Source organism: Xanthomonas sp. CFBP 7698, from assembly GCF_003600855.1.
GTDB classification, from domain to species: Bacteria; Pseudomonadota; Gammaproteobacteria; order Xanthomonadales; family Xanthomonadaceae; genus Xanthomonas; species Xanthomonas cannabis.
Genome location: NZ_PRDN01000001.1, coordinates 1,192,927 through 1,215,142, shown reverse-complemented (window position 1 = coordinate 1,215,142; position 22,216 = coordinate 1,192,927). Strand labels below are relative to the sequence as shown.

At 65.5% G+C, this 22,216-nt stretch carries 24 protein-coding genes; 4 read left to right on the top strand and 20 right to left on the bottom strand.

Translation table 11 applies throughout. The features are described 5' to 3' along the window. Positions 1 to 274: 274 nt before the first annotated feature. The 13 genes from XnspCFBP7698_RS05155 to XnspCFBP7698_RS05095 form a co-directional block, all read right to left on the bottom strand. Positions 275 to 1,078: a DUF4198 domain-containing protein gene (locus tag XnspCFBP7698_RS05155; protein ID WP_104579797.1), complete on the bottom strand. Its 804-nt coding sequence runs from the start codon at positions 1,076 to 1,078 to the stop codon at positions 275 to 277. A 160-nt stretch (positions 1,079 to 1,238) separates the two neighbouring features. Further along, on the bottom strand, positions 1,239 to 1,754 hold the full coding sequence (locus tag XnspCFBP7698_RS05150) for a DUF2271 domain-containing protein (protein WP_104579798.1): 516 nt from the start codon (positions 1,752 to 1,754) through the stop codon (positions 1,239 to 1,241). A gap of 21 nt (positions 1,755 to 1,775) precedes the next feature. Continuing rightward, positions 1,776 to 2,414, bottom strand: a complete 639-nt coding sequence (locus tag XnspCFBP7698_RS05145) for a PepSY-associated TM helix domain-containing protein (protein WP_104579799.1) — start codon at positions 2,412 to 2,414, stop codon at positions 1,776 to 1,778. 6 nt (positions 2,415 to 2,420) lie between these two features. After that, positions 2,421 to 3,179: a tetratricopeptide repeat protein gene (locus tag XnspCFBP7698_RS05140; protein WP_104579800.1), complete on the bottom strand. Its 759-nt coding sequence runs from the start codon at positions 3,177 to 3,179 to the stop codon at positions 2,421 to 2,423. Then, positions 3,172 to 3,858, bottom strand: coding sequence for a Fe2+-dependent dioxygenase (locus tag XnspCFBP7698_RS05135; RefSeq protein ID WP_047693808.1), 687 nt, complete (start codon positions 3,856 to 3,858; stop codon positions 3,172 to 3,174). Before XnspCFBP7698_RS05135 ends, XnspCFBP7698_RS05140 begins: the two co-directional genes overlap by 8 nt. 47 nt (positions 3,859 to 3,905) lie before the next feature. Further along, positions 3,906 to 6,224 carry a TonB-dependent siderophore receptor gene (locus tag XnspCFBP7698_RS05130; protein WP_104579801.1) on the bottom strand — a complete coding sequence of 773 codons (2,319 nt, stop codon included), beginning with the start codon at positions 6,222 to 6,224 and terminating at the stop codon, positions 3,906 to 3,908. Between the two features lie 324 nt (positions 6,225 to 6,548). Further along, positions 6,549 to 6,878, bottom strand: coding sequence for a non-heme iron oxygenase ferredoxin subunit (locus XnspCFBP7698_RS05125; RefSeq protein WP_039404706.1), 330 nt, complete (start codon positions 6,876 to 6,878; stop codon positions 6,549 to 6,551). After that, complete coding sequence (locus tag XnspCFBP7698_RS05120; RefSeq protein ID WP_104579802.1) at positions 6,875 to 7,414, bottom strand: GNAT family N-acetyltransferase; 540 nt, start codon at positions 7,412 to 7,414, stop codon at positions 6,875 to 6,877. The genes XnspCFBP7698_RS05125 and XnspCFBP7698_RS05120 overlap by 4 nt, the downstream gene beginning before the upstream one ends. A gap of 349 nt (positions 7,415 to 7,763) precedes the next feature. Further along, positions 7,764 to 9,008 (bottom strand): cysteine desulfurase, encoded by a 1,245-nt coding sequence (locus XnspCFBP7698_RS05115; RefSeq protein WP_047693803.1) that lies wholly within the window; start codon positions 9,006 to 9,008, stop codon positions 7,764 to 7,766. After that, positions 9,005 to 10,267, bottom strand: coding sequence for a Fe-S cluster assembly protein SufD (gene sufD, locus XnspCFBP7698_RS05110; RefSeq protein ID WP_104579803.1), 1,263 nt, complete (start codon positions 10,265 to 10,267; stop codon positions 9,005 to 9,007). The genes XnspCFBP7698_RS05115 and sufD overlap by 4 nt, the downstream gene beginning before the upstream one ends. Further along, entirely contained in the window at positions 10,267 to 11,031 is a 765-nt protein-coding gene (gene sufC / locus XnspCFBP7698_RS05105; RefSeq protein ID WP_104579804.1) for a Fe-S cluster assembly ATPase SufC, read from the bottom strand. Before sufC ends, sufD begins: the two co-directional genes overlap by 1 nt. 112 nt (positions 11,032 to 11,143) lie before the next feature. Further along, positions 11,144 to 12,601, bottom strand: coding sequence for a Fe-S cluster assembly protein SufB (gene sufB / locus XnspCFBP7698_RS05100; protein WP_104579805.1), 1,458 nt, complete (start codon positions 12,599 to 12,601; stop codon positions 11,144 to 11,146). A gap of 15 nt (positions 12,602 to 12,616) precedes the next feature. Beyond that, positions 12,617 to 13,075: an SUF system Fe-S cluster assembly regulator gene (locus XnspCFBP7698_RS05095; RefSeq protein ID WP_039404723.1), complete on the bottom strand. Its 459-nt coding sequence runs from the start codon at positions 13,073 to 13,075 to the stop codon at positions 12,617 to 12,619. Positions 13,076 to 13,247: 172 nt separating this feature from the next. On the opposite strand from XnspCFBP7698_RS05095, the gene XnspCFBP7698_RS05090 reads away from it, so the two are divergent. Both XnspCFBP7698_RS05090 and XnspCFBP7698_RS05085 read left to right on the top strand, forming a co-directional pair. Then, positions 13,248 to 13,715 carry an SET domain-containing protein-lysine N-methyltransferase gene (locus XnspCFBP7698_RS05090; RefSeq protein ID WP_039404726.1) on the top strand — a complete coding sequence of 156 codons (468 nt, stop codon included), beginning with the start codon at positions 13,248 to 13,250 and terminating at the stop codon, positions 13,713 to 13,715. A 102-nt stretch (positions 13,716 to 13,817) separates the two neighbouring features. Then, positions 13,818 to 14,360 carry a type 1 glutamine amidotransferase domain-containing protein gene (locus tag XnspCFBP7698_RS05085; protein WP_104579806.1) on the top strand — a complete coding sequence of 181 codons (543 nt, stop codon included), beginning with the start codon at positions 13,818 to 13,820 and terminating at the stop codon, positions 14,358 to 14,360. 123 nt (positions 14,361 to 14,483) lie between these two features. Here the strand turns inward: XnspCFBP7698_RS05085 and XnspCFBP7698_RS05080 are convergent, their stop codons facing one another. From XnspCFBP7698_RS05080 to XnspCFBP7698_RS05050, 7 genes are all read right to left on the bottom strand, one after another. Continuing rightward, a complete protein-coding gene (locus XnspCFBP7698_RS05080; protein ID WP_104579807.1) occupies positions 14,484 to 15,080 on the bottom strand; it encodes a DUF1439 domain-containing protein in 597 nt (198 codons plus the stop codon). A gap of 55 nt (positions 15,081 to 15,135) precedes the next feature. Continuing rightward, positions 15,136 to 15,678 (bottom strand): hypothetical protein, encoded by a 543-nt coding sequence (locus tag XnspCFBP7698_RS05075; RefSeq protein WP_343125100.1) that lies wholly within the window; start codon positions 15,676 to 15,678, stop codon positions 15,136 to 15,138. A gap of 57 nt (positions 15,679 to 15,735) precedes the next feature. Next, a complete protein-coding gene (locus tag XnspCFBP7698_RS05070) occupies positions 15,736 to 16,038 on the bottom strand; it encodes a DUF3861 family protein (protein ID WP_047693789.1) in 303 nt (100 codons plus the stop codon). A 91-nt stretch (positions 16,039 to 16,129) separates the two neighbouring features. Further along, positions 16,130 to 16,714, bottom strand: coding sequence for a M23 family metallopeptidase (locus XnspCFBP7698_RS05065; RefSeq protein ID WP_104579808.1), 585 nt, complete (start codon positions 16,712 to 16,714; stop codon positions 16,130 to 16,132). Positions 16,715 to 16,864: 150 nt separating this feature from the next. Beyond that, positions 16,865 to 17,284 (bottom strand): HU family DNA-binding protein, encoded by a 420-nt coding sequence (locus XnspCFBP7698_RS05060; protein WP_039404742.1) that lies wholly within the window; start codon positions 17,282 to 17,284, stop codon positions 16,865 to 16,867. Between the two features lie 555 nt (positions 17,285 to 17,839). Further along, positions 17,840 to 18,694, bottom strand: a complete 855-nt coding sequence (gene proC, locus XnspCFBP7698_RS05055) for a pyrroline-5-carboxylate reductase (RefSeq protein ID WP_104579947.1) — start codon at positions 18,692 to 18,694, stop codon at positions 17,840 to 17,842. A 43-nt stretch (positions 18,695 to 18,737) separates the two neighbouring features. Then, positions 18,738 to 19,430 carry a YggS family pyridoxal phosphate-dependent enzyme gene (locus XnspCFBP7698_RS05050; protein WP_104579809.1) on the bottom strand — a complete coding sequence of 231 codons (693 nt, stop codon included), beginning with the start codon at positions 19,428 to 19,430 and terminating at the stop codon, positions 18,738 to 18,740. A 327-nt stretch (positions 19,431 to 19,757) separates the two neighbouring features. Here XnspCFBP7698_RS05050 and XnspCFBP7698_RS05045 point away from each other — a divergent pair, with 327 nt between their 5' ends. Further along, positions 19,758 to 20,795: a type IV pilus twitching motility protein PilT gene (locus XnspCFBP7698_RS05045; RefSeq protein ID WP_003489919.1), complete on the top strand. Its 1,038-nt coding sequence runs from the start codon at positions 19,758 to 19,760 to the stop codon at positions 20,793 to 20,795. Between the two features lie 122 nt (positions 20,796 to 20,917). Then, on the top strand, positions 20,918 to 22,048 hold the full coding sequence (locus tag XnspCFBP7698_RS05040) for a PilT/PilU family type 4a pilus ATPase (RefSeq protein ID WP_039404792.1): 1,131 nt from the start codon (positions 20,918 to 20,920) through the stop codon (positions 22,046 to 22,048). Positions 22,049 to 22,216: the final 168 nt, after the last annotated feature.

Genomic DNA, 22,216 nt, shown 5'->3' with positions numbered 1-22,216 from the left:
GCATCCCAGCATCCCAGCATCCCAGCATCCCGGCATCTCCGCGTGGACCGTTGCGACGCGGACGGTAGCGCGGGGCGACGGCTCCCTCGTGCACGGTTCTGGTATGTCACCAGAACCGTTGCGCGCGCTGCCGTCACTGCGGCCAAGACAGATGGCAAGCAGTGGCCAGTTGGGCATCGACGCTGCACAGGAGCCGAAAGTGCACGAGGACAGACAGATGCCGAGCACCGACCGCGTCTGCCGGATGGGCGCGCAGCAATGGCGTCAGCCGCTCTTATTGCGGCAGCACTTCCAGCGTTGCCACATAGCCCAGGCGACGCTGCTTGGCCTGCGGCAGCGAGGTCCTGGTGTCTTCGCTGGTGGTCTCCAGCCAGTACATGCCCGCTTCCGGCCAGGTCACGCTGAAGTTGCCCTTGGCGTCGGTCTTGAGCTTGATTTCATGTTGCGCATCGCGATAGCGGGTGCCGCCACGCACGATTTCGATCTCGAGGCCGGCTGCCGGCTTGCCATCCAGCTGCAGGGTGAACTGCGCCGCTTCGCCGGCCACCAGGTCGTTGGGGTGGGTGACCGGTAGCAACTCGATGCCCTTGCCGGTGGGCTTGAATACGGTGGTGGTGGGAGCGCCCCGGGTGACGAAGGTCTCTACGCGGTTGAGCGATTGCGAGACCTGCAGCTCCTGCGCATTTTTCGGCACTTCGGTGGCGAAGCTGGCTTCGTTGCCACGCCAGCGCTTGGGCTTGCCGTCTTCCTTCCAGCTGGCGAACAGGCCGGCGTTGACGATGCCGAGCTTGTAGGTGCCCGGCTGGGTGAGTTGCAGGTCGAACACGCTGCGGTATTTGCCGGTTGCCGGATTTTCCGGCTTGAGCGTGCTGCCGTCCGGCGCAGTGATGCTCAGGTTGTCCAGGCGCAGCGGCACGTGATTGAAGTAGAACAGGTCGTTGGAGACCGCCGCATCGACGGTGATCCACGGGGCTTCGCCGGCCAGCACGGTCTGCGACGGCAGCAGCCAGGCCTTGTGGGCCAGCGCGCTGACAGGAAGTGCGGCAAGCATGGCGATCAGGGCGAGCGAACGTGTCATGACAACTCCTTGAAGACGATAAGGTCGAGGGGGCGCGTGGTTGAGCAGCACGCTGCGGCGCTGCGGGGGCAATAGGCCGGCGAAGTAGAGCGTGTTTGCTGCGAGGAAACCGCGTGCGTCCTGCGCGCCGCTGCATGCCTGGCCGCGGTGCGCTCGCGCATCACGGTTTGGCAGTCAGGCTGACCGTGCCCAGCTCGCTGCTGCCGCTGGCCTTGGCGGATTGCGCAGACGTGGCCGGCCAGGTGAAAGGCACCTTGACCAACTCACGCCCGCCCACTTCGCGCGCGGCCTCCACCACCAGCGTGTATTGACCGGCCGGCAGCGCCTTCAGCGCGCTTTTGGTATCGGAGAACGACAGCGCGTGCGCGCCGGCCGGGCGGGTCGGGCCGGTCACGCCATCGACCGGCACGGTCAGGGTGCGGCCGCTCTTGCGCCACCACTGGCGCAGGTCCGGCAGCCACTTGGTGCCGTGGCCTTCGGCGGTGTCCTTGGACTGGTACCAGACCGCCAGGTTGGCCGCGACTTTCTGATCGGCGCCTTCCAGCCAGATCGCCACATAAGGGCGGTGATATTCGGCGACATTGAGCTTGGGGATCTCGACGTTGATGTCGAGCGTGGCCGCATACGCCGGCATGGCGAGCAGGCCGCTCAGGGCGATGGTCAGGGTGGCGCGCATGATCGTCTCCGGTAACGAGGGTCAGTGGATCAACAGCAAGGCAAGCAGTAGCGGCACCAGCAAACCGAGGCCGACCAGCGGCCAGGTCATGCTGCGCTGACGGGCATGCAGGTGCAGCAGGAACAGGCCGGTGATGCAGAACACCAGGCAGGCGATGGCGAACACGTCGATGAACCAGCCCCAGGCCGGCCCCGCGTTACGGCCCTTGTGCAGGTCGTTGAGGTAGGCGATCGCGCCACGCGTGGTGGATTCGTATTCGATCGCGCCGGTGTGGCGGTCCAGGCTCAACCAGGCATCGCCGCCTGGGCGGGGCAGGGCCACATACACCTCGTCCGCGGACCACTCGCCGCTGCGCGCGCCGATGCCGATGTCCAGTTCGCGCTCCAGCCAATGCGCCACGCGTGGCGGCAGTGGTGCGTCGCCCTCTTGCCTGTCGCCCAGGGTGGTCAGCAGCGCAGGCGGCAGGGCCAGTGCGCGTTGCTCGGTCGATGGGCTGGCTTCGATGCGTGCAGCGTGATTCAGGGTCAGCCCGGTGAGCGTAAACAGCAGCATGCCGATCAGACACAACGCCGAACTGATCCAGTGCCACTGATGCAGCATGCGCAGCCAGAACCCGCGGCGTTGCTGGGCGTTGGCGACGGCGTCGTTCGAAGTGGACATGCGGGTCTATGCCACGTCCGCAGGAGCGGACGGCTGCAGGTGCGCCTGCCGCAGGGCCACCTGGCCCAGCAGTGCGCGCAGGCGCGGCTGCGGTGCATTGGCCAGCAGCGGCGTGAGCTGGCGCAGGAAGCCGGCGTGTCCCCCGGCGATGGCGCGACGCATCCACTGTTCGGCCAGATCCAGTTCGCCACTGTCTGCCAGCAAGGTGGCATAGCTTGCCTGGCCTCGGAAATCGCCGGCTTCGGCGGAGCGGCGATACCAGTGGCGCGCGGCCAGCGGATCGGGGCTGCAGGCCAGGCCCTGGTCGAGATAACGCGCCAGAAAGTTCATCGACTTGGCGTGGCCACGCTCGGCCGCGCGGCGATACAGCGCCAGGGCCTGCGCGTGGTCCTGCGCCACACCCCGACCGGAGGCGTACAGATGCGCCAGGTTGTACATGCCCCACACCAGGTCGTGCTCGGCGGCGCGGCGGTACCACAAGGCCGCCAGCATCTCGTTGGCGGCAGTGCCAAACCCCAGCTCATGGCAGCGGCCCAGTTGATTCATCGCCTCCGGATGCCCGCCATTGGCGGCCACTTCGTACCACAGCATTGCCAGGGCCGGGTCTGCGGCGATGCCGCGCCCTTCGGCATAGATCTGGGCGAGCAGCAGTTGCGCGTTCGGATCGTGACCGGCCGCGGCCCTGCGCAGCAACGCAATGGCCTGGTCCGGCTGCGTGCGCAGCAGGCCGATCCACTGCGCAGGGTCCAGTGCAGGCTCAGACATCGGCCCATTGCCGCAGCAGGTTGTGATAGACGCCGGTGAGCTGGATCAGCGACGGATGGCCGGGCGTGTCTTGTGTGAGGCGCCTGATCGAGACATCCAGTTCGAACAACAGGCGGCGCTGCGCATCGTCGCGCAGCATGCTCTGGGTCCAGAAGAACGACGCCACCCGCGTACCACGCGTCACGGGCATCACCTTGTGCAGGCTGGTGCCGGGGTAGATCACCAGGTGCCCGGCCGGCAACTTGACCGACTGGGTGCCGTAGGTGTCTTCGATCACCAGCTCGCCACCGTCGTAACTATCCGGGTCGCTGAGAAACAGCGTGCCCGACACATCGGTACGTACCGGTTCGGCGCCACCGCGACTGCGGTCGTACCGCACCGCATTGTCGACGTGATAGCCGAACGACTGCCCGCCGCTGTAGCGGTTGAACAACGGCGGATAGATCCGGCGTGGCAATGCCGCCGAAAAGAACGTGCTGCTGCGCGCCAGTGCGTCCAGCACCAGCGCACTGGCGTCGCGCGCCACCGCGCTGTCTTCGGGCAGCTGCGCATTGTCCTTGGCCTGTGCCGATTGATGGCCGGCGGTGATGCGGCCGTCTGCCCAATCGGCCGCGTCCAGTCGCGCGCGCAACGTGTGCAGCTGCGCGGGCGTCAACACATCGGGAATGGGCAGCAACATGCGGTGTTCTCCACGCCGCCCGTGCCAGCCGGGCGGCGTGCCGGGGGTCAGAAACTAAAGGTGGCGTTCAATACTGCCGAGCGGCCGTCGCCCGGCAATGCCCAGCCGTTTCCGGCGGTGACGGTGCCTGCGGCATTGACGGTCAGGTTGTTGCGCACGCTGGTGTAGTACTCCTTGTCGAACAGGTTGTTGACGTTCAACTGCAGGCTGAGCCAGTCGTTGACGCGCAGGCCGACCATCGCCCGGTGCACCCAGTAATCGTCGGTCTTGATGTAGGCCGCGCCCGACGCATTGTTCGGATAGAAGCCGCCCTGATAGGTGACGCCATAACCAAAGGTCCACTGGTTGAGCGAATAGGTGGTCCAGATGTTGCCGGCATTGCGCGGGGTCTGCACCAGTTCGCGTCCGGCGACCGGATCGCCGGTGAGGCTGGCGGTGCGATTGGACACGCTCTGCAGCACTTCGCTGTCCAGGAAGGTGTAGTTGGCAAAGATCGACCAGCGGTCGGTCAGGTAGCCGGCCGCACCCAGCGCGATGCCGTCCACGCGTGCCTTGCCGTCCAGCACCTGCTCGGGAATCAGCGGGTCGCCGCTGTTGACCTTGTAGTTCTCACGTTCGTTGCGGAACACCGCCGCGGTCAGCGCCAGGCGCTCATCGAGTACGTCCCACTTGCCACCGAGTTCGATGTTGACGGCCGTTTCCGGCGCGACATTGCAGTTGGCACCGGCGGTGGCGCTGGCGATCGGCGTGCACGAGCCGTTGACCGACGCCTTGGAGGGCGTCTTGCTGTTGGCGTAGGACAGATACAGGCTGGCGTTATCGGCCGGCTTGAACACCAGGCCGGCGCGGTAGGAGAACAGGTCTTCTTCGTTGCCGGCCGGGAAACCTGCGGCAACGCCGGTGACGCCACCGGCGGCGTTGACGGTGTAGGTGGTGCTATCGCCTTCGTTGTGCTCGTAGCGCCCGCCGACATTGAGCATCCACTGTTCGTTGAACTGCAGCGTATCGAACAGGTAGATCGCCTGGTTGGTCAGGCTGCCCTTGCTGTGAGCGGTACGGAAGTAGTTCTGCGGGCCGGTCCAGATGTTGTACGGATTGTCGAAGCTCTGCAGTGGGTAGGTGATGCCCGTGGTGGAGCCGTCGGCATTGCGGAAGGTCGTACCGCTGTCCAGCTCGAAGTCTTCCTTGCTGAAGGCCACGCCAGCGACGATGCGATGCTCGATGGCGCCGGTACGCAGCGTGGCGGTCAGATCGGTCTGGCTGTGCGCAATGAAATTCTCGGTCTCGCGCACCAGGCCGCGCGGGCCGCTGTTCGGGTTCCAGGTGGCGGGCGGCTGGCCGACGCAGGCGCGACCGGTGTACGGGTCGGTGCCATCGGGCAGGCACCAGGTGCCCTGCAGTGCGGTGGCATTGAGGCTCTGGTCCACCCGCTGCAGACGCGCCAGGCTGCGCAGTTTGAGGGTGTCGCCAAAATCCATGTCCAGCACGCCGGTGAGCATGTCCACGTCGATCTCCTGACGCGAGGTATTGCGATAACCGTAATAGGTTTCGCGGTCCACGCCCGGCAGCGGGCCGTCGTTGAACGGGCTGAGCGCAAACGGCACGCCGTACTGCGGCAGGTTGTTGTCGTGCTGGTGCAGGTAGCTCAGGGTGAAGCGGGTGTCCGAGCCCAGGCCGAAGGCCACCGACGGCGCAAAGCCCCAGCGATGACGGAATTCTTCATCGCGGCCCGGCACGTCCTGGGTGTGGCCCATCGCGTTCAGTCGCACGGCGGTGCCGTTGTCGAAGTCGTGGTTGCTGTCGACGGTGAGGCGGCCGTAGCGGTCGCTGCCGCCACCGATCAGTACGTTGGTGAAGTCGCCCTGGCCAGCCGTCTTGGTCACCAGATTGATGTTGCCGCCGACCGAGCCGGCACCGGACATGGCCGAATTGGCGCCGTTGATCAGCTCCACCGCTTCCAGGTTGAAGGTATCGCTGCGGCTGTATTGCGCGCTGTCGCGCACGCCGTCGGTGGTGATGTCGCTGCTTGCCGTGAAGCCGCGCAGGTTGATGCTGTCGCCATAGCCGCCGCCGCCTTCGCCCGCACCGAAGGTGATGCCGGGCAGGGTGCTCAGCACATCGCGCAAGGACAGCAGATTCTGCTGGTCCATGGTCTGCTTGGTGACCACGGTGATGGTCTGCGGCGTATCGCGCAGGGCTTCGGTGTACTTGGGCGAGGACGGCTTCTGCGCACGTTCCTGCTGCACCCGGATGGCATCCAGATCCACCGCACCCGGAGGGGCTGGCGCGTCGCCAGGTTGGGCAAGGGCGGGGGCGGACAGGGTCAACAGCACGGCCGAGGTGAGCGGGGAAATCCTGGGAGTCATGAGATGTCTCGAAAAGGAAAGCGATGCTCCGGCCTGGCGATGGCTCGGCGGATGCGGGAAGGGTCGAACGCCGCCGCTAGCCCACCGCGACCGGCCGGCTGCCACCACGCGCGCGGCGGCGCGGCGCTGAAAAGCGCAGGCCGGCAACAGGCGGATCAGAGGTGTCGGGCAGGGCAGGGCGCATGGGATCGCAGGCAGGTCAGATGTTAAGAAGACCTGAAGGGCTGCGATCTTAAATGCAAATCATTCTTCTTTGCAATCTTCGCCGATCGACGGCGCACGCTGCCCGTCGATGGCGGGCGCTAGCGTGGGTTGCGGGTCGCCTCAGCGGTCGTCGCGGGTCCAGATGCCGTCGTGCTCGCGCTTGACCGGAAACTTGGGAACGGCGGTGTACGCGGGTGCACACAGCGGGCGGCCATCGCGGATATCGAAGCGCGCACTATGCAGCTGGCACTCGATGGTACCGGCCACCGGGTCGAAGCTGCCGGGCGACAGTTCGTAGTCTTCATGGCTGCAGCGGTCTTCCAGCGCGTACAGCTCGCCGTCGAGGTTGAACACCACGATGGGCGCGTCGGTCACTTCATCCCACACGGTTTGCAGTTCGCCGGGCAGCAAGGCTGCGCTGGCGCAGACAAAGGTCCAGGTCTCGCTCACGGGGATGCGCCGTCCAGCGGTTTTTCCAGCACTTCGAAGCGCAGATCCTGACGCAGCGGCACGCCGAAGCGTTCGTCGCCATACGGAAACGGCTTGAGGATGCCGGTGCGCCGATAGCCGCGGCGCTCATAAAAGGCAATGAGTTCGTTGCGCACATCGATCACGGTCATGCGCATCAACGGCAGCTGCCATTCGGTGGCGGCGATGCGCTCACCCTCGGCCAGCAATGTCTTGCCGAGGCCGCTCCCCTGCAGTGTCGGGTCGACCGCGAACATGCCGAAATACCCGGCGCCCTCATCGTCGGCGATGTGGGCACACGCCACCAGCCTGCCATCCTGCTCGACCAGCAACACCAGGCTGCGTTCACGCAGGATGTCCTGCCGCAGCACTGCAGGATCGATACGCGCGCCATCGAGAATGTCGGCCTCCGTGGTCCAGCCCACGCGGCTGCTGTCGCCGCGATAGGCCGAGGTCACCAACTGGACAAGGGCGTCGATGTCATCAACGGTGGCGGTGCGGAAAGTGGTGGTCTGCATGCAGGGCAGTTTAGCGGGAATCAGGAATGGGTGATTCGGGATTCGCTGGTGCTTGGTCGGTTGCATGTAGACATGTATGGCAGCCCCGCAATGCAGGCAGGATCTGTTGGGCCACACGCGACCAGTCCAGGCAAAGCCGGAGGAAGCAGAGGCGAGCCCCTCTCCCCCCCAGGAGAGGGGTTGGGGTGAGGGTACGGAGCGAAGCGCTCGTGCAGTCGAGCAACGCCAGGCTTTGCACGTACCCTCATCCGCCCCTTCGGGGCACCTTCTCCCGCCGGGAGAAGAAACTGCAATGCGGATCTCAGGGAACACGGTTCCCACGAATCCCAACCTAATCCCGACAATCAACTCATCCAAGCAACGTCCGCACCTTCTTCAACGCCGCAACAAAGCGCTCGATCTCGTCGTGCGTGTTGTAGAACGCCAGCGAGGCGCGGCAGGTGGCCGCAACACCGTAGTACTGCAGCAGCGGATGCGCGCAGTGCTGGCCGGAGCGGACCGCGACGCCCTCCAGGTCGAGCAGGGTGGCCAGGTCGTGCGAATGTGCGCCGTCGATCAGGAACGACACTACGGCCGCCTTGTCCGGCGTGGTGCCGAAGATACGCAGGCCGTCGATCCGTTGCAGCTCTTCGGTGAAGTGCGCCAGCAGTTCGGCTTCGCGCGCTTCCACGTGGTCGAGACCGATCGACTCCAGATAATCCACGGCCGCGCCCAGGCCGATGAAACCGGCGATGTTGGGCGTGCCGGCTTCGAACTTGTGCGGGGCATCGTTGAAAACGGTGTTCTCGAAGCTCACTTCCTTGATCATCTCGCCGCCGCCCAGAAATGGCGGCATGGCCTGCAGATGTTCGCGGCGTGCCCACAACGCGCCGGTACCGGTGGGGCCGCACATCTTGTGGCCGGTGATGGCATAGAAATCGCAGCCGATGCCCGCCACATCGATACGCCGATGCGGCGCCGCCTGCGAGCCGTCCACCACGCTGACGATGCCGCGCTTGCGCGCCTCGCGGCAGATCTCGCGCACCGGATTGACCGTGCCCAGCACATTGGACACATGGGTGATCGCCAGCAGCTTGACCTCGGGTGTCATCGCCTTGCGCAAGGCGTCCAGATCCAGCGCGCCATCGGGGGTGATTTCGGCCACACGGATGGTAGCGCCGGTGCGCTGGGCCACCAGCTGCCACGGCACGATGTTGGCATGGTGTTCCATGCGCGAGATCAGGATCACATCGCCGGCGCCCAGTCGCGGCAAGGCCCAGGAATAAGCGACCAGATTGATCGCGAAGGTCGTGCCGCTGCACAGCACCAGCTCGTCGGCGCGCACGTTGAGAAAGCGCGCCAGCTTGCTGCGGGCGCCCTCGAACGCGTCGGTGGCTTCGCTGCCCAGCGCATGCACCGCGCGGCTGACGTTGGCGTTCTGACGGCGATAGAACTCATCGGTGGCCGCGATGACCTGCAGCGGCTTTTGCCCGGTGTTGGCGTTGTCGAAGTAGATCAGCGGCTTGCCATGCACCTGCCGCATCAGCAGCGGGAAGTCTGAACGGACGCGCTCCCACTCCGGGGCGCTACCCGCAGCGACGGCAGGCGCGTTCATGCCACACCCGCCGAATTCAGGGCGCGGTCCAGCTGCAAGGCCAGCACGGCGCTCAACGCCGTGGGCAGCACCCGTAGCGGCTCGTGGCAAAACGCGGCGCTGAGCAGGCGCTGTGCCTCGACCTGCGGCAGGCCGCGGGAGCGTAGATAGAACAAGGCGTTTTCGTCGAGCTGGCCGACCGTGGCGCCATGCGCAGCCTGCACTTCATCGGCATCGATCACCAGTACCGGCTGGGTGTCGATCTCGGCGTTGGCAGACAGCAACAGGTTCTTGTTGGACAGACGCGCGTCGGTGCCGTCGGCGCCGGGCCGGATATGGATGCCGCCATGAAACACCAGGCGGCTGCGGTCGGCGCCGACGCCCCGCCACACCAGCTCGCAGGCGGTATCGCGGGCGATATGGTCGATGCCCAGGCGCGTGTCGACATGGCGGCGGCCGTTGCCCAGCAACACGCCATTGGCAGTGAGCCGTGCATTGTTGCCTTCCAGGCGCACGTTGAGCTCGTGCCGCGACAGGCCGGCGCCCAGTTCCAGATCCACGCGCTGGTAGCGTGCATCGCGTGCGAGCACAGCATCGGTGCGCAGCAGCGAGGTCGCTTGCGCGCTGTCGGCTTGCACGCGGGCATGCGACAGCGCCGCGTCCTGACCCAGGTGCACATGCATCACGCTGTTGTCCAGGTGCGCCGCGTCGCCGACGTGCAGATGGTGCTCGACCACGCTCAGTGCCGCGCCGGCCCGCAGTTCGATCAGATGGCGGTGATGCCAGGACAGATCGTGCTCGCCGGCCACGCTGACAAAGACAAGGTGCAGCGGCAGTGCGATCTGCGCGCCGTCGCGCACACGCACCAGCACGCCTTCGTCGGCGAGCGCCGCATTGAGGCGGGCGAAGATCTCGTCGCTGCCCTCGAAACGACGGCCGAGCAGATGCTGCGCGTCATCGCCTGCAGCGATCGAGGCGGACAGGGTGTCCAGCTGTACACCGTCCGGCAGGCTCGCCACATCACTGAGCGCCGCCGATGGCCGTCCATTGACGAATACCAGCCGTGGCGTCGGAATGTCGTCCAGCACGGCGGCATCGACCAAGGTCGGTACCAATGGCGCCGGATGAAAACTGCGTCGTTCCAGCTGCCGCAGCGACGTGTACTTCCATGCTTCGGCGCGCGGGCCGGGCAGGCCGGCCTGCAGCGCGGCGTCCAGCTCGGCGCGGCGCGCATCGTCACCGCAGAAGCCGCGTGCCAGGGAGTCGAGCAGGGCGCTCATCAGGCGGCAACCTCGGGCACGACACGGTCCTTGAGGAAGTGATAACCGTGTTTTTCCAGCTCCAGCGCCAGCTCCGGGCCGCCGCTCTGCACGATGCGGCCTTCGGCCAGCACATGCACCACGTCCGGCTTGATGTAGTCGAGCAGGCGCTGGTAGTGGGTGATCACCAGGAACGAGCGCTCCGGCGAGCGCAATGCATTGACGCCGTCGGCCACGCTCTTGAGCGCATCGATGTCCAGGCCGGAGTCGGTCTCGTCCAGGATGGCGAGCTTGGGTTCGAGCACCGCCAGCTGGAAAATCTCGTTGCGCTTCTTTTCGCCGCCGGAGAAACCTTCGTTGACGCCGCGATGCAGCAGCTCGTCCTTCAGATGCAGTACGGCGAGCTTCTGGCGCACGAGCTTGAGGAACTGCATCGAGTCCAGCTCGTCCTCGCCACGTGCCTTGCGCTGCGCATTGAGTGCGGCGCGCAGGAAGTAGGTGTTGTTGACGCCGGGGATTTCCACCGGGTACTGGAAGGCCAGAAACAGGCCGGCGGCAGCGCGTTCTTCCGGCGGCAGGTCGAGCAGATCCTTGCCTTCGAACTGCACGCTGCCGGCGCTGACCTCATAGCCGTCGCGCCCGGCCAGCACATTACCCAGCGTGGACTTACCCGCGCCGTTGGGCCCCATGATGGCGTGCACCTGGCCCGGCTGGATGTCCAGCGACAGGCCCTTGAGGATGTCTTTGCCGGCGATGCTGGCGTGGAGGTTGTTGATCGTAAGCATGGGAATAGGGAATCGAGAATAGGGAATGGGTAATGCGAGACGTTGGCGCGGCAAGGAGCAGGAAAGAGAACCGATACCGATTCTCCATTCCCCACTCCCGATTCCGTCGGCGTCAGCCGACGCTGCCTTCCAGGGAGACTTCCAGCAGCTTCTTGGCTTCCACCGCGAACTCCATCGGCAGCTCGCGGAACACCTGCTTGCAGAAGCCGTCGACGATCAACGACACCGCGTCTTCCTGGCTGATGCCGCGCACGCGGCAATAGAACAGCTGGTCGTCGCTGATCTTGGACGTGGTGGCCTCGTGCTCGACCGTGGCGCCCGGGTTCTTCACCTCGATATAGGGGAAGGTGTGCGCGCCGCATTGCTTGCCGATCAATAGCGAATCGCACTGGGTATAGTTGCGTGCGCCATCGGCGTTGCGGTCCACCTTGACCAAGCCGCGATAGGTGTTCTGCCCGCGCCCGGCGCTGATGCCCTTGCTGACGATCTTGCTCTTGGTGCGCTTGCCGATGTGGATCATCTTGGTGCCGGTATCGGCCTGCTGACGGTGGTGCGTCAGCGCGACCGAATGGAACTCGCCCACCGAATCGTCGCCAAGCAGCACGCACGACGGGTACTTCCAGGTAATCGCCGAGCCGGTTTCGACCTGGGTCCAGGTCACCTTGCTGCGCGCGCCACGGCATTCGGCACGCTTGGTGACGAAATTGTAGATGCCGCCAACACCATTCTCGTCACCCGGGTACCAGTTCTGCACCGTCGAATACTTGATCTCGGCATCTTCCAGCGTCACCAGCTCCACCACGGCCGCATGCAGCTGGTTTTCATCGCGCATCGGCGCAGTACAGCCTTCGAGGTACGACACGTAGGCCTTGTCCTCGCACACAATCAAGGTGCGCTCGAACTGGCCGGTGTGGCCGGCATTGATACGGAAATAGGTGCTCAGCTCCATCGGGCAACGCACACCCTTGGGAATGAATACGAAGCTGCCATCGGAAAACACGGCCGAGTTCAGCGCGGCGAAGTAGTTGTCGCCCACCGGCACCACGCTGCCCAGATACTGCCGGACGATCTCCGGATGTTCCTTGATGGCTTCGGACATCGAGCAGAAGATCACGCCCTTTTCGGCCAGCTCCTTGCGGAACGTGGTGCCGACCGAGACCGAATCGAACACGGCGTCCACTGCAACACCAGCCAGCTTGGCACGCTCGTGCAGCGGTACCCCGAGCTTGTCGTAGGTGTCGAGCAGTTCCTTGGGCACCTCGTCCAGCGACGCGTACTTCGGGCCCTTGGGCGCGGAGTAATAGCTCAATGCCTGGAAATCGATCGGCGCGATGTTCAACTTCGCCCACTCCGGCATCGGCATCTTCAGCCAGTGGCGGTACGCCTCCAGCCGCCAGTCGGTCATCCATTGCGGCTCGTCCTTCTTGGCCGACAGCGCAATGATGGTGTCTTCGTCCAGGCCGGGCGGGAGCGAATCGGACTCGATCGCGGTGATGAAGCCGGCGTCGTAACGTCGGCCCAGCCGTTCGAGGATCTGTGCATTCTGCGGGGGAGCTAGTTCGGTGGCCATCGGGCTGCCTACAGGTCAGGTGGTCGCGACGCGTGCGGCGATGGAACGCCGACGGCTGTCGCCAGGGAGAGAAAGGGGCTGCAACATCTGCGCGAGCGTGACCCGACGCAAAGCGTCGCCGACCACGTCGTTGATCAGGCGCCAATTGGAGCGCACCCCACAGGTCTGCGCGATGCCGCACTGGCTATGGTCCTGGCTGCATTCGGTAATCGCCAACGGACCTTCCATGGCCTCGACGATTTCCACCAGGGTGATCTGGCTGGCCGCGCGCGCCAGTCGGTAACCGCCATGCACGCCTCGCAGGCCTTCGACCAGACCGGCCTGCGACAACGGCTTGAGGATCTTGCTCACGGTCGGCGCTTCCAGGCCCGCCTGTTCGGCCAGCTCGCTGGCACTGAGGACCTCGCCACACCGGGCGGCAAGCACGGTCAGCACGACAGTGGCGTAATCGGTGAGTTTGGTGACGCGCAACATGAAAGAAGGAGTACCTTAAAGCGGACCGAAATTGTACTCTTTTGGCGCGGGCAGGGCCAACTGCCCGGTTCAGCCCCCGGCAAGCACCCGGCGTTGCGGCAGTGGGTGCGCTTGTGCTTGGCGCATGGGCGCGCTGCGGTCACAATGAGCGGCCCCCTCACCGGACCCTTACATGTCGCGCAAAGTTGCCGCCCGCAAGTCACGTATCCACGGCAATGGCATGTTCGCCCTCGCCCCGCTCCGCAAGGGCGAGCGCATCATTCAATACAAGGGACGCCTGCGCACGCATGCCGAAGTGGATGCAGACGATACCGGCGATGTGGAAAGCGGCCACACCTTCCTGTTCACGCTCAGCGACGATTACGTGCTGGACGCCAACTACGAAGGCAACGTCGCACGCTGGATCAACCACAGCTGCAATCCCAATTGCGAAGCGGTGATCGAGGAAGCCGAAGGCGACGACCGTCGCAAGGACAAGATTTTCATCGAGGCCAAGCGCGCCATCAAGGCCGGCGAGGAACTCACCTACAACTACGGCATCACCTTGAGCGAGCGCCACACCCCGCGTCTGAAGAAGATCTGGGAATGCCGCTGCGGCTCCAAGAACTGCACCGGCACGATGCTGCAGCCCAAGCGCTGACCGCAGGCGAACGCCGCGCGCTGACGCGCCGCATACATCGGTTCACAGGTGCGCAACGGCGCGCTGCCTAGGGTGCGGGCTTCTTTGAAGAGGAGCCCACACATGTCGTATTCGCTCTCTGGCAAAACCGTGGCCGTACTGGCGACCGATGGTTTTGAACAATCCGAGCTGACGGAGCCCAAGCGCCTGCTGGAATCCTGGGGCGCCAAGGTCGATGTGATCGCGCCAGGCGACAGCGCCACGATTCGTGCCTGGAACCATACCGATTGGGGCGATTCGGTCGCCGTCGACCGGTCGCTCGCACAGGCAACGCCGAACAGCTACGACGCCCTGGTGCTGCCCGGCGGCGTGCTCAATCCCGATACGCTGCGCACCGACGCGCAGGCGATTGCCTTCATTCGCGCCTTCGCCACGGCGCACAAGCCAGTGGCCGCGATCTGCCATGGTCCATGGCTGTTGCTGGAGAGCGACCTGGTACGCGACCGCAACGTCACCTCCTGGCCGTCGGTCAAGACAGACCTGACCAATGCCGGCGCGCGCTGGCAAGACGCCGAAGTGGTGGTGGACGGGCAGTTGATCACCAGCCGCAAGCCGGACGACATTCCGGCGTTCAGCGCCGCCGTCGCCAAGGCGCTATCCGCATAAGGGCGAGCGCGTTGCCGGTGGCAGCACGCATATAAAGGCCCGGCGCTGATGCGTCGGGCCTTTGTGTGGACGCCTGCGTTGCGCAGGGCGGGTCGATCGGCACTGCACGGCGCAGCGTGCGGCTTATTTGCCCGACAGTGCCGCCGCCGGCACCAGCTGCTCGATGTTCTGATTGAAGTTGACGGCGACCCGCCCGTTCTGGATGCCGACCGATTCCACCTGGACGGCGCCCATCACCGCCGCAATCGACGGGTCGATGCGGTAAATCGGTTCCTTGCGCGCATAGTCCGCCAGCCAGGTGTTGAGCAGCTGGCGGGTGCTGTGGTCGAGTTTTGCGCCGGCATGGGCCGGACGGAAATCGTCGATGCTGGGCTGGTCGAGATAGAAGCCTTGCTTGGCGACGTCGTAGCGCAGCGCGCTGGTCAGGGTCACGTTGCCCACCGGCGATGGCGCCCCGCCGGCAGTGGCAACCGCCAGGTCGAACGCCATCTCGAGCCGGTCGCCCGGCGGCAGTGACAGCGCGGGATTGCTGACCGTCATTTCGACCAGGCCGCCGAGCGTGTCGTGCGTCTGCGGAAAGCGGCCGCCGAGATACTGCTGCAAGTCGCTGGCCTGCACGCTGATCTGACGGCCCTGGATCTGCGGCGCCGCCCAAGCACCGGTGGCGGGAAGTGCCAAGGCAAGAGCGAGCACGGATCCGGTAAGCGAACGCAGTTTCATCGAGTGACTCCGGCAACAGGTGACACAACCTTAATCAGCGCCGGTGAACCACGGGTTAGCGCAGCACCGGCTGTAGCGTGGCCGAGTAGATTTCCCAGCGGTCGCTGCCGGCACGTGGTTGCAAGCGGTACGCGCCGACCAATTGTTGCGTGCCGGACCGGGTGCGGACGGTGATGCGCACGGGTACCTCGATCTGTCGTGGCGGATGCTGCTGATTCAGCGGCAGCGGCGGGTCGTTCATGATGCGCATCGACTGGATGTCGCTCATACCGCGCAGGACCGCATCGTCGGGCACCGGCGCCGGGTGCCCGCCCGTCCACAGCGCATCGGCATCCGCGCGTGCCGCACCCGGCAGCGCGCCCAGGTAACGCTGCACGGTGGCGCTTGCTTCGGCGAACGCGGCGCGTGCCTGCGCATCATCGGGATCTTCGGCGGGCGTGGGCGCTGGAGTGCCCGGCGCGGCGTGGATGGCTGCCTGCTCCATGGCATCGGCCTGGTGCGAGGCTGGTGGAGTGGCCGCGGTTTCCTGCTCTGCGGTGCGCTGACAACTGCAGCCGGCAAGTGCGGCCACTGACATGACGATTGCAATCCAGCGCATGGCGCGTCCCCATCCCCGATACGCGCAGTGTAGCTGCGCAGTGCACCGCGCAGGTGCTCAGACGCCTGGCTGTACGCGTTGCAGGCGTTCGAGCAGGAGCTGCAGCTTTGGTCGCAACGCGTCGAGCGCGTCGCTGGGTTGGGTGCGCGGGCGGGCGGCCAGGTCCTCCAGCAGCTGCGAGCCCACCGTCAACGCGGCGCATTCGTCGCTGCTCAGGTCGCGGCGCAGGTGCAGTTCTTCGAGCAGGCGCATCCAGTCCGCCCGCGAGCGCTGTTCGAACTCGATGGTGCAGCGGTCGTCGCACGGGCGTCCGTCGTTTTCGATGGGCGTGACCGTAATGCGGTAGCGTTTTCGGGACATGGTGGTCGCGTCACTCCTAGACTGACGCCACCATAGGGGCAGGCCGCCGCGCGCTCGAGAGTGCGGACCATGACGCAGTGTTCCAGCGCGCTCAGTCGGCAGGCGGCGATGGGGTTTGACGCAGCAGCGGCAGTGGATCGTACGCACCGTTGCGTCCATAGACACCAAAGTGCAGATGCGGCGGCGTGCCGCGCGCATTGCCGGTGGCGCCGACCATGCCCAGCTGTGTGCCAGGCTCGACCACATCGCCCACCGCCAGGCCTGCCGCCCAATCGTCTAGATGCGCGTAATAGTGCCGCTCCATCGCCGGGCCGAGCAGCCAGACCTGCTTGCCGCCCAGGCCCTGGTCGCGGATGGCGCTGACCACGCCGCGCGTTGCCGCCACCACCGGTGTACCGCGTGGCGCGAAGATATCCACGCCCGCATGCGTACGGTCGCGGCCACGCGGTGCACCAAAGGTGTCAGCAATCTGTCGCGCACGCACGTCCTTGACCGGGATGGCCAGGCGCTCCGGCGGTGGCATCCGCGACAATTCCCAGGTAGTGCGCAGTTGTGTTGCGATCGGCAATTGCCACGCCCAACGTGCGGCGACTGCCAGGACACACAGCACGGCGATCCACAGCAAGAAGCGGCGAAGCCGGCGTGCGGGGCTGGAGCTTGGAGTGGCTGAGGTCACGAAAGATGCTGCTTGCAGGGACGCCGGCCAGGGTAGGGGAGCGGCGATGAGCGAGGTGTGTGGTGGGTGCGGCACTGCATTGACGTCATGACGTGCGCAAAAAAAAAGACGGCCCGAAGGCCGTCCCGATAACACCGGATGCGCGCTGGATCAGAGCGCGGCGTCTTTCAGCTTCTTCAGGGGGCGAACCTTGACCTTACGGGTTGCGGCCTTGGCAGCAAAGATCTGCTCTTCCTTGGTGAAGGGGTTGATGCCCTTGCGCTTCGGCTTGGCCGGCACGTTGACCGAGGTGATCTTGAGCATGCCCGGCAGGGTGAAGCTGCCGACGCCCTTCTTGTTCAACGAGGAATGCGCAGCGGCTTCCAGCGACGCCAGCACGGCGCGCACGTCCTTCGGAGCCAGCTGGGTGGATTCGGCGATGTGGGCGACCAGGCCGGTCTTGCTCAGGGCTTCCTTGATCGGCTTCGGCGCGGCCGACGTAGCGGCCTTGGCCGGCTTCGCAGTCTTGGTGGCGGCGACCTTTTTCACTGCCTTCTTGGGGGCAGCCTTCTTAGCGGCGGTTTTTGCCATGAGGTATACGTTCCGTATTCGTTGGTGGTGTTGGGTCTGCCGACCCAGTCGGCAACGCGAAATGTAGGGCAACTGCTGCGCGCCGCCAATAGGCAAACCATGAAACAACACGAAAAAAGCGTCTTTCGACGGGGATTCGTTCACCGGCGGCGCAAAACGCCGACAGAAACGCAGTGCTCGACACGCACGGCGCACGCGTGGGTGCGGCATCTGATGCAGGGCAACAGGTGATTTGCGCAGGCAGGTGTGCGTGTTTGCGCGCATGGGGAGCACGCATCGATTGCGCTTCGGTTGGGGTTGAGTGGCATGCGCTGCAACGAGCGATGGCGAAGTGGCCTTGCGTGCGTGCTGCGCAATGTCCATTGGCATCGATTGCAAGGACGGTGCACGGCATGTGCGTTGAAGGCCCGCAACCGGCACCGATGCCGTGTCGATGCTGGATGCGCCTGGCGCGACGCTGTCCTGGTGGCGGCCGGCGAGTCGCTGCCGTTGGCGTCACCGGTGGATCGCGCGGCGGCATCGCAGCGGTCGATGCCGCCGCGGCCCTGTGTGCGGCTAGTCGTTGGCAGCCGACAAGCTGCGGCCGCGCTCGGTCGCCGCCGCGATCGCTTTGGCAGTCAACGCTTCGAAACCGCCTGCCTGGAAGGTCTCGATGGCCGCTTGCGTGGTGCCGTTGGGCGAGGTCACGCGGCGGCGGAGCAGCTCCGGTGCTTCGCCCGATTCGGTGAGCATGCGCGATGCGCCGAGCAGGGTTTGCAGCACGAGCGTGCGTGCGGTGTCGGCCGGCAGGCCCTGCGCCTGCGCTGCGGCCTCCATGGCTTCGGCCAGCAGAAACACGTAGGCCGGCCCGCTGCCGGAAACCGCCGTCACTGCATCCATCTGTGCTTCGTCGTCGATCCACACGGTGACGCCGGCGCTTTCCAGCAGGCCGGTCGCGTGCGCACGCTGCGCATCGGACACGCGCGCGGTGGCGTACAGGCCGGTGACGCCGGCGCCAAGCAGTGCGGGCGTGTTGGGCATTGCGCGCACCACGGCCACATCGCCACCGGACCAGCGCTGCAGCTGCGTGGCGGTGATGCCGGCGGCGATCGACAGCAACAGCGGCTGCTGTGCCTGCGCGAGGTCGGCCAGTTGCGCACACACGGCCGGCATGACCTGTGGCTTGACCGCGAGCACCCAGGTGGCTGCGCCGTCGGCCGCCGCCTCTGCGTCGGCGACCACCGCCACGCCGAAATCGCGCGACAGCGCGGCACGCAGGTCGGCGACCGGCTCGGCGACGCGGATGTCGGCTGCCGGTGTGCCTTGCCGGATCAGTCCGGCGATCAGGCTGCGTGCCATGTTGCCGCCGCCGATGAACGCGATGGGCGCGGCGTGGGCGGACGATGGCGCAGGCGAAACGGGCAGGGGCATCGTGGTCACTCCGGTCATAAGAATAGGTGTGGCGTTGCGCAGATCAGGCGGCGGTGTCGGTCAGCGGCGCCCGCGTACCGAACAGCGCCGTGCCCACGCGCACCATGGTGGCACCGGCCGCGATCGCTTCGGCGAAGTCGGCGCTCATGCCCATCGACAAGGTGTCCACCTGCCGGTGCGCCTGCCGCAGCTGTGCGAACAGGGACTGCATGCGCGCAAACGCGTCGACGCGCCGCGCCTGCTCCGGGAACGGCGCCGGGATTGCCATCAGCCCGCGTAGCTGCAGACGCGGTTGCAGCGCAATGGCCTCGGCCAGGGCGTCGATCGCCTCGGGGGCGCAGCCGTATTTGCTGTCCTCATCGTCGATATTGACCTGGATCAGCACCTTCAACGGCGCGCGGTCGTCCGGGCGGTGGCGCGCCAGCAGCGGAATCAGCTTGGGGCGATCCACCGTCTGCACCCAGTCGAAACACTGGCTGGCGACATCGGCCTTGTTGGATTGCAGGTGGCCGATGAGATGCCATTCCAGGCCCAGCTCGCGCAGGGCAGCAATCTTGGTCTGCGCTTCCTGCACGTAGTTTTCGCCGAAGGCGCGCTGCCCCTGGGCAGCCAGTGCGGCCACCGCTTCGGCGGGTTTGGTCTTGGACACCGCAAGCAGACGGACATCGGAGCGCGCATGCGCGGCTGCCGCGGCGTGGATGGCATCGAGGATCTGCTGCAGCGACGAAACCGGCACGTGGCATTCCAGAAAGGACGGGAGCGCTAGTGTGCCGACGCGGCTGGCTTCCTTCCAGCGCGTTGCGTGCCTGGCACGTGCAGCTCAGGCCCGCGCGCAGGTCTGTTCCTGCAGCCGAGGCGACGTGCGTGGCAGCGGGGTTGGCCAGGCCAGGCAAGCCGTTCGCAAGCCGGCGCCGGGCCTGCCCATGCCCGAAAGACAACGCCTTCAGCCCTGGGCGGCCGTGCCGACCTGAACCGGTGGCGGGCCGCTTCCCGCTGGCACCCAGAACGCTATACTGCCGGCCGGGGAGTACCTTCCAATCGCAGCCTAGGGGAAAAGCAGCGCATGGATATCGCTGAACTATTGGCGTTTTCTGTCAAGAACAAGGCATCGGACCTGCACCTGTCTGCAGGGCTGCCGCCGATGATCCGTGTCGATGGCGATGTCCGCCGCATCAATATTCCGGCGCTGGACCACAAGCAGGTGCATGCGCTGGTCTACGACATCATGTCGGACAAGCAGCGCCGCGATTACGAAGAATTCCTCGAGGTCGACTTCTCGTTCGAGATTCCGTCGCTGGCGCGCTTCCGCGTCAATGCGTTCAACCAGAACCGCGGCGCCGGTGCGGTGTTCCGTACCATTCCCTCCGAAGTGCTGACGCTGGAAGACCTGGGCTGCCCGCCGATCTTCCGCCAGCTGATCGACCAGCCGCAGGGCCTGATCCTGGTCACCGGCCCCACCGGGTCGGGCAAGTCGACCACGCTGGCCGGCATGATCGACTACATCAACAAGAACGAATACGGCCACATCCTCACTGTCGAGGACCCGATCGAATTCGTGCACACCTCGCAGAAGTGCCTGATCAACCAGCGCGAAGTGCACCGCGATACGCACGGCTTCAACGAGGCGCTGCGCTCGGCGTTGCGCGAAGACCCGGACATCATACTGGTGGGCGAATTGCGCGACCTGGAGACCATCCGCCTGGCGCTCACCGCCGCGGAAACCGGCCACCTGGTGTTCGGCACCCTGCACACCAGCTCGGCGGCCAAGACCATCGACCGCATCATCGACGTGTTCCCGGCCGGCGAAAAGCCGATGGTGCGCTCGATGCTGTCCGAATCGCTGCGTGCGGTGATTTCGCAGGCGTTGCTCAAGAAAGTGGGCGGCGGGCGCACCGCCGCCTGGGAAATCATGGTCGGCACCCCGGCCATCCGTAACCTGATCCGCGAGGACAAGGTGGCGCAGATGTATTCCTCGATCCAGACCGGCCAGCAATACGGCATGCAGACGCTGGACCAGCATCTGCAGGACCTGGTCAAGCGCAGCCTGATCACGCGCAACCAGGCGCGTGAGTACGCCAAGGACAAGCGGATATTCGAGTGATACGGGAATAGGGAATCGGGAATCGGGAATCGTAAAAGCGCGTTCCCGTCACCGAGTCCGTTGCCCGGCTTCTCCAATTCCCGATTCTCGATTCCCCATTCCCGGCTCCGAAGGAGCACGCCATGAGCACCATCGACTTCACCTCCTTCCTCAAGCTGATGGCGCATCAGAAGGCGTCGGACCTGTTCATCACCTCCGGGATGCCGCCGGCGATCAAGGTGCATGGCAAGATCAGCCCGATTACGCAGACACCGTTGACCGCGCAGCAAAGCCGCGACCTGGTGTTGAACGTGATGACGCCGTCGCAGCGCGAAGAGTTCGAAAAGACCCACGAGTGCAACTTCGCCATCGGCGTGTCCGGGGTCGGGCGTTTCCGTGTGAGCTGCTTCTACCAGCGCAACCAGGTGGGCATGGTGCTGCGCCGGATCGAGACGCGCATTCCCACCGTGGAAGAGCTGAGCCTGCCGCCGGTGATCAAGACGCTGGCGATGACCAAGCGCGGCATCATCATCTTCGTCGGTGCCACCGGTACCGGTAAATCGACCTCGCTGGCGGCGATGATCGGCTACCGCAACCAGAATTCCACCGGGCACATCATCACCATCGAGGACCCGATCGAATTCGTGCACAAGCACGAGGGCTGCATCATCACCCAGCGCGAAGTGGGCATCGATACCGACAGCTGGGAAAACGCGCTGAAAAACACCCTGCGCCAGGCGCCGGACGTGATCATGATCGGCGAGGTGCGTACCCGCGAGGGCATGGATCACGCCGTGGCCTTTGCCGAAACCGGCCACCTGGTGCTGTGCACCCTGCACGCCAACAACGCCAACCAGGCGATGGACCGCATCATCAACTTCTTCCCGGAAGACCGGCGCAACCAGTTGTTGATGGATCTGTCGCTCAATCTCAAGGGCGTGGTCGCGCAGCAGCTGATTCCGACCCCGGATGGTCGCGGCCGGCGCGTGGCGATGGAGATCATGCTGGGCACACCGCTGGTGCAGGACTACATCCGCGACGGCGAGATCCACAAGCTCAAGGAGATCATGAAGGAGTCCACCAACCTGGGCATGCGCACCTTCGATCAGAGCCTGTTCGAGCTCTACCAGGCCGGTGAGATCAGCTACGAAGACGCCTTGCGCTACGCCGATTCGCAAAACGAGGTGCGTTTGCGCATCAAGCTGTCGCAGGGCGGCGATGCCAAGACCTTGTCGCAGGGCCTGGATGGCGTGGAGATTGCCGAAGTTCGCTGAGGCAATGCGCAGCGCGTGCCGATGCGTACGCACGTCGAACGCCAGTGGCGGCCCGCCGGGCGCGCCCGGCACCGCCAGTGCGGTGCTGCCGCGACGGCACGCGCGTGATGACTGAGGGATGTGGCGCACGCCAGCGTGGTCGGCGCCCACGGTAAGCGCACCGATCGG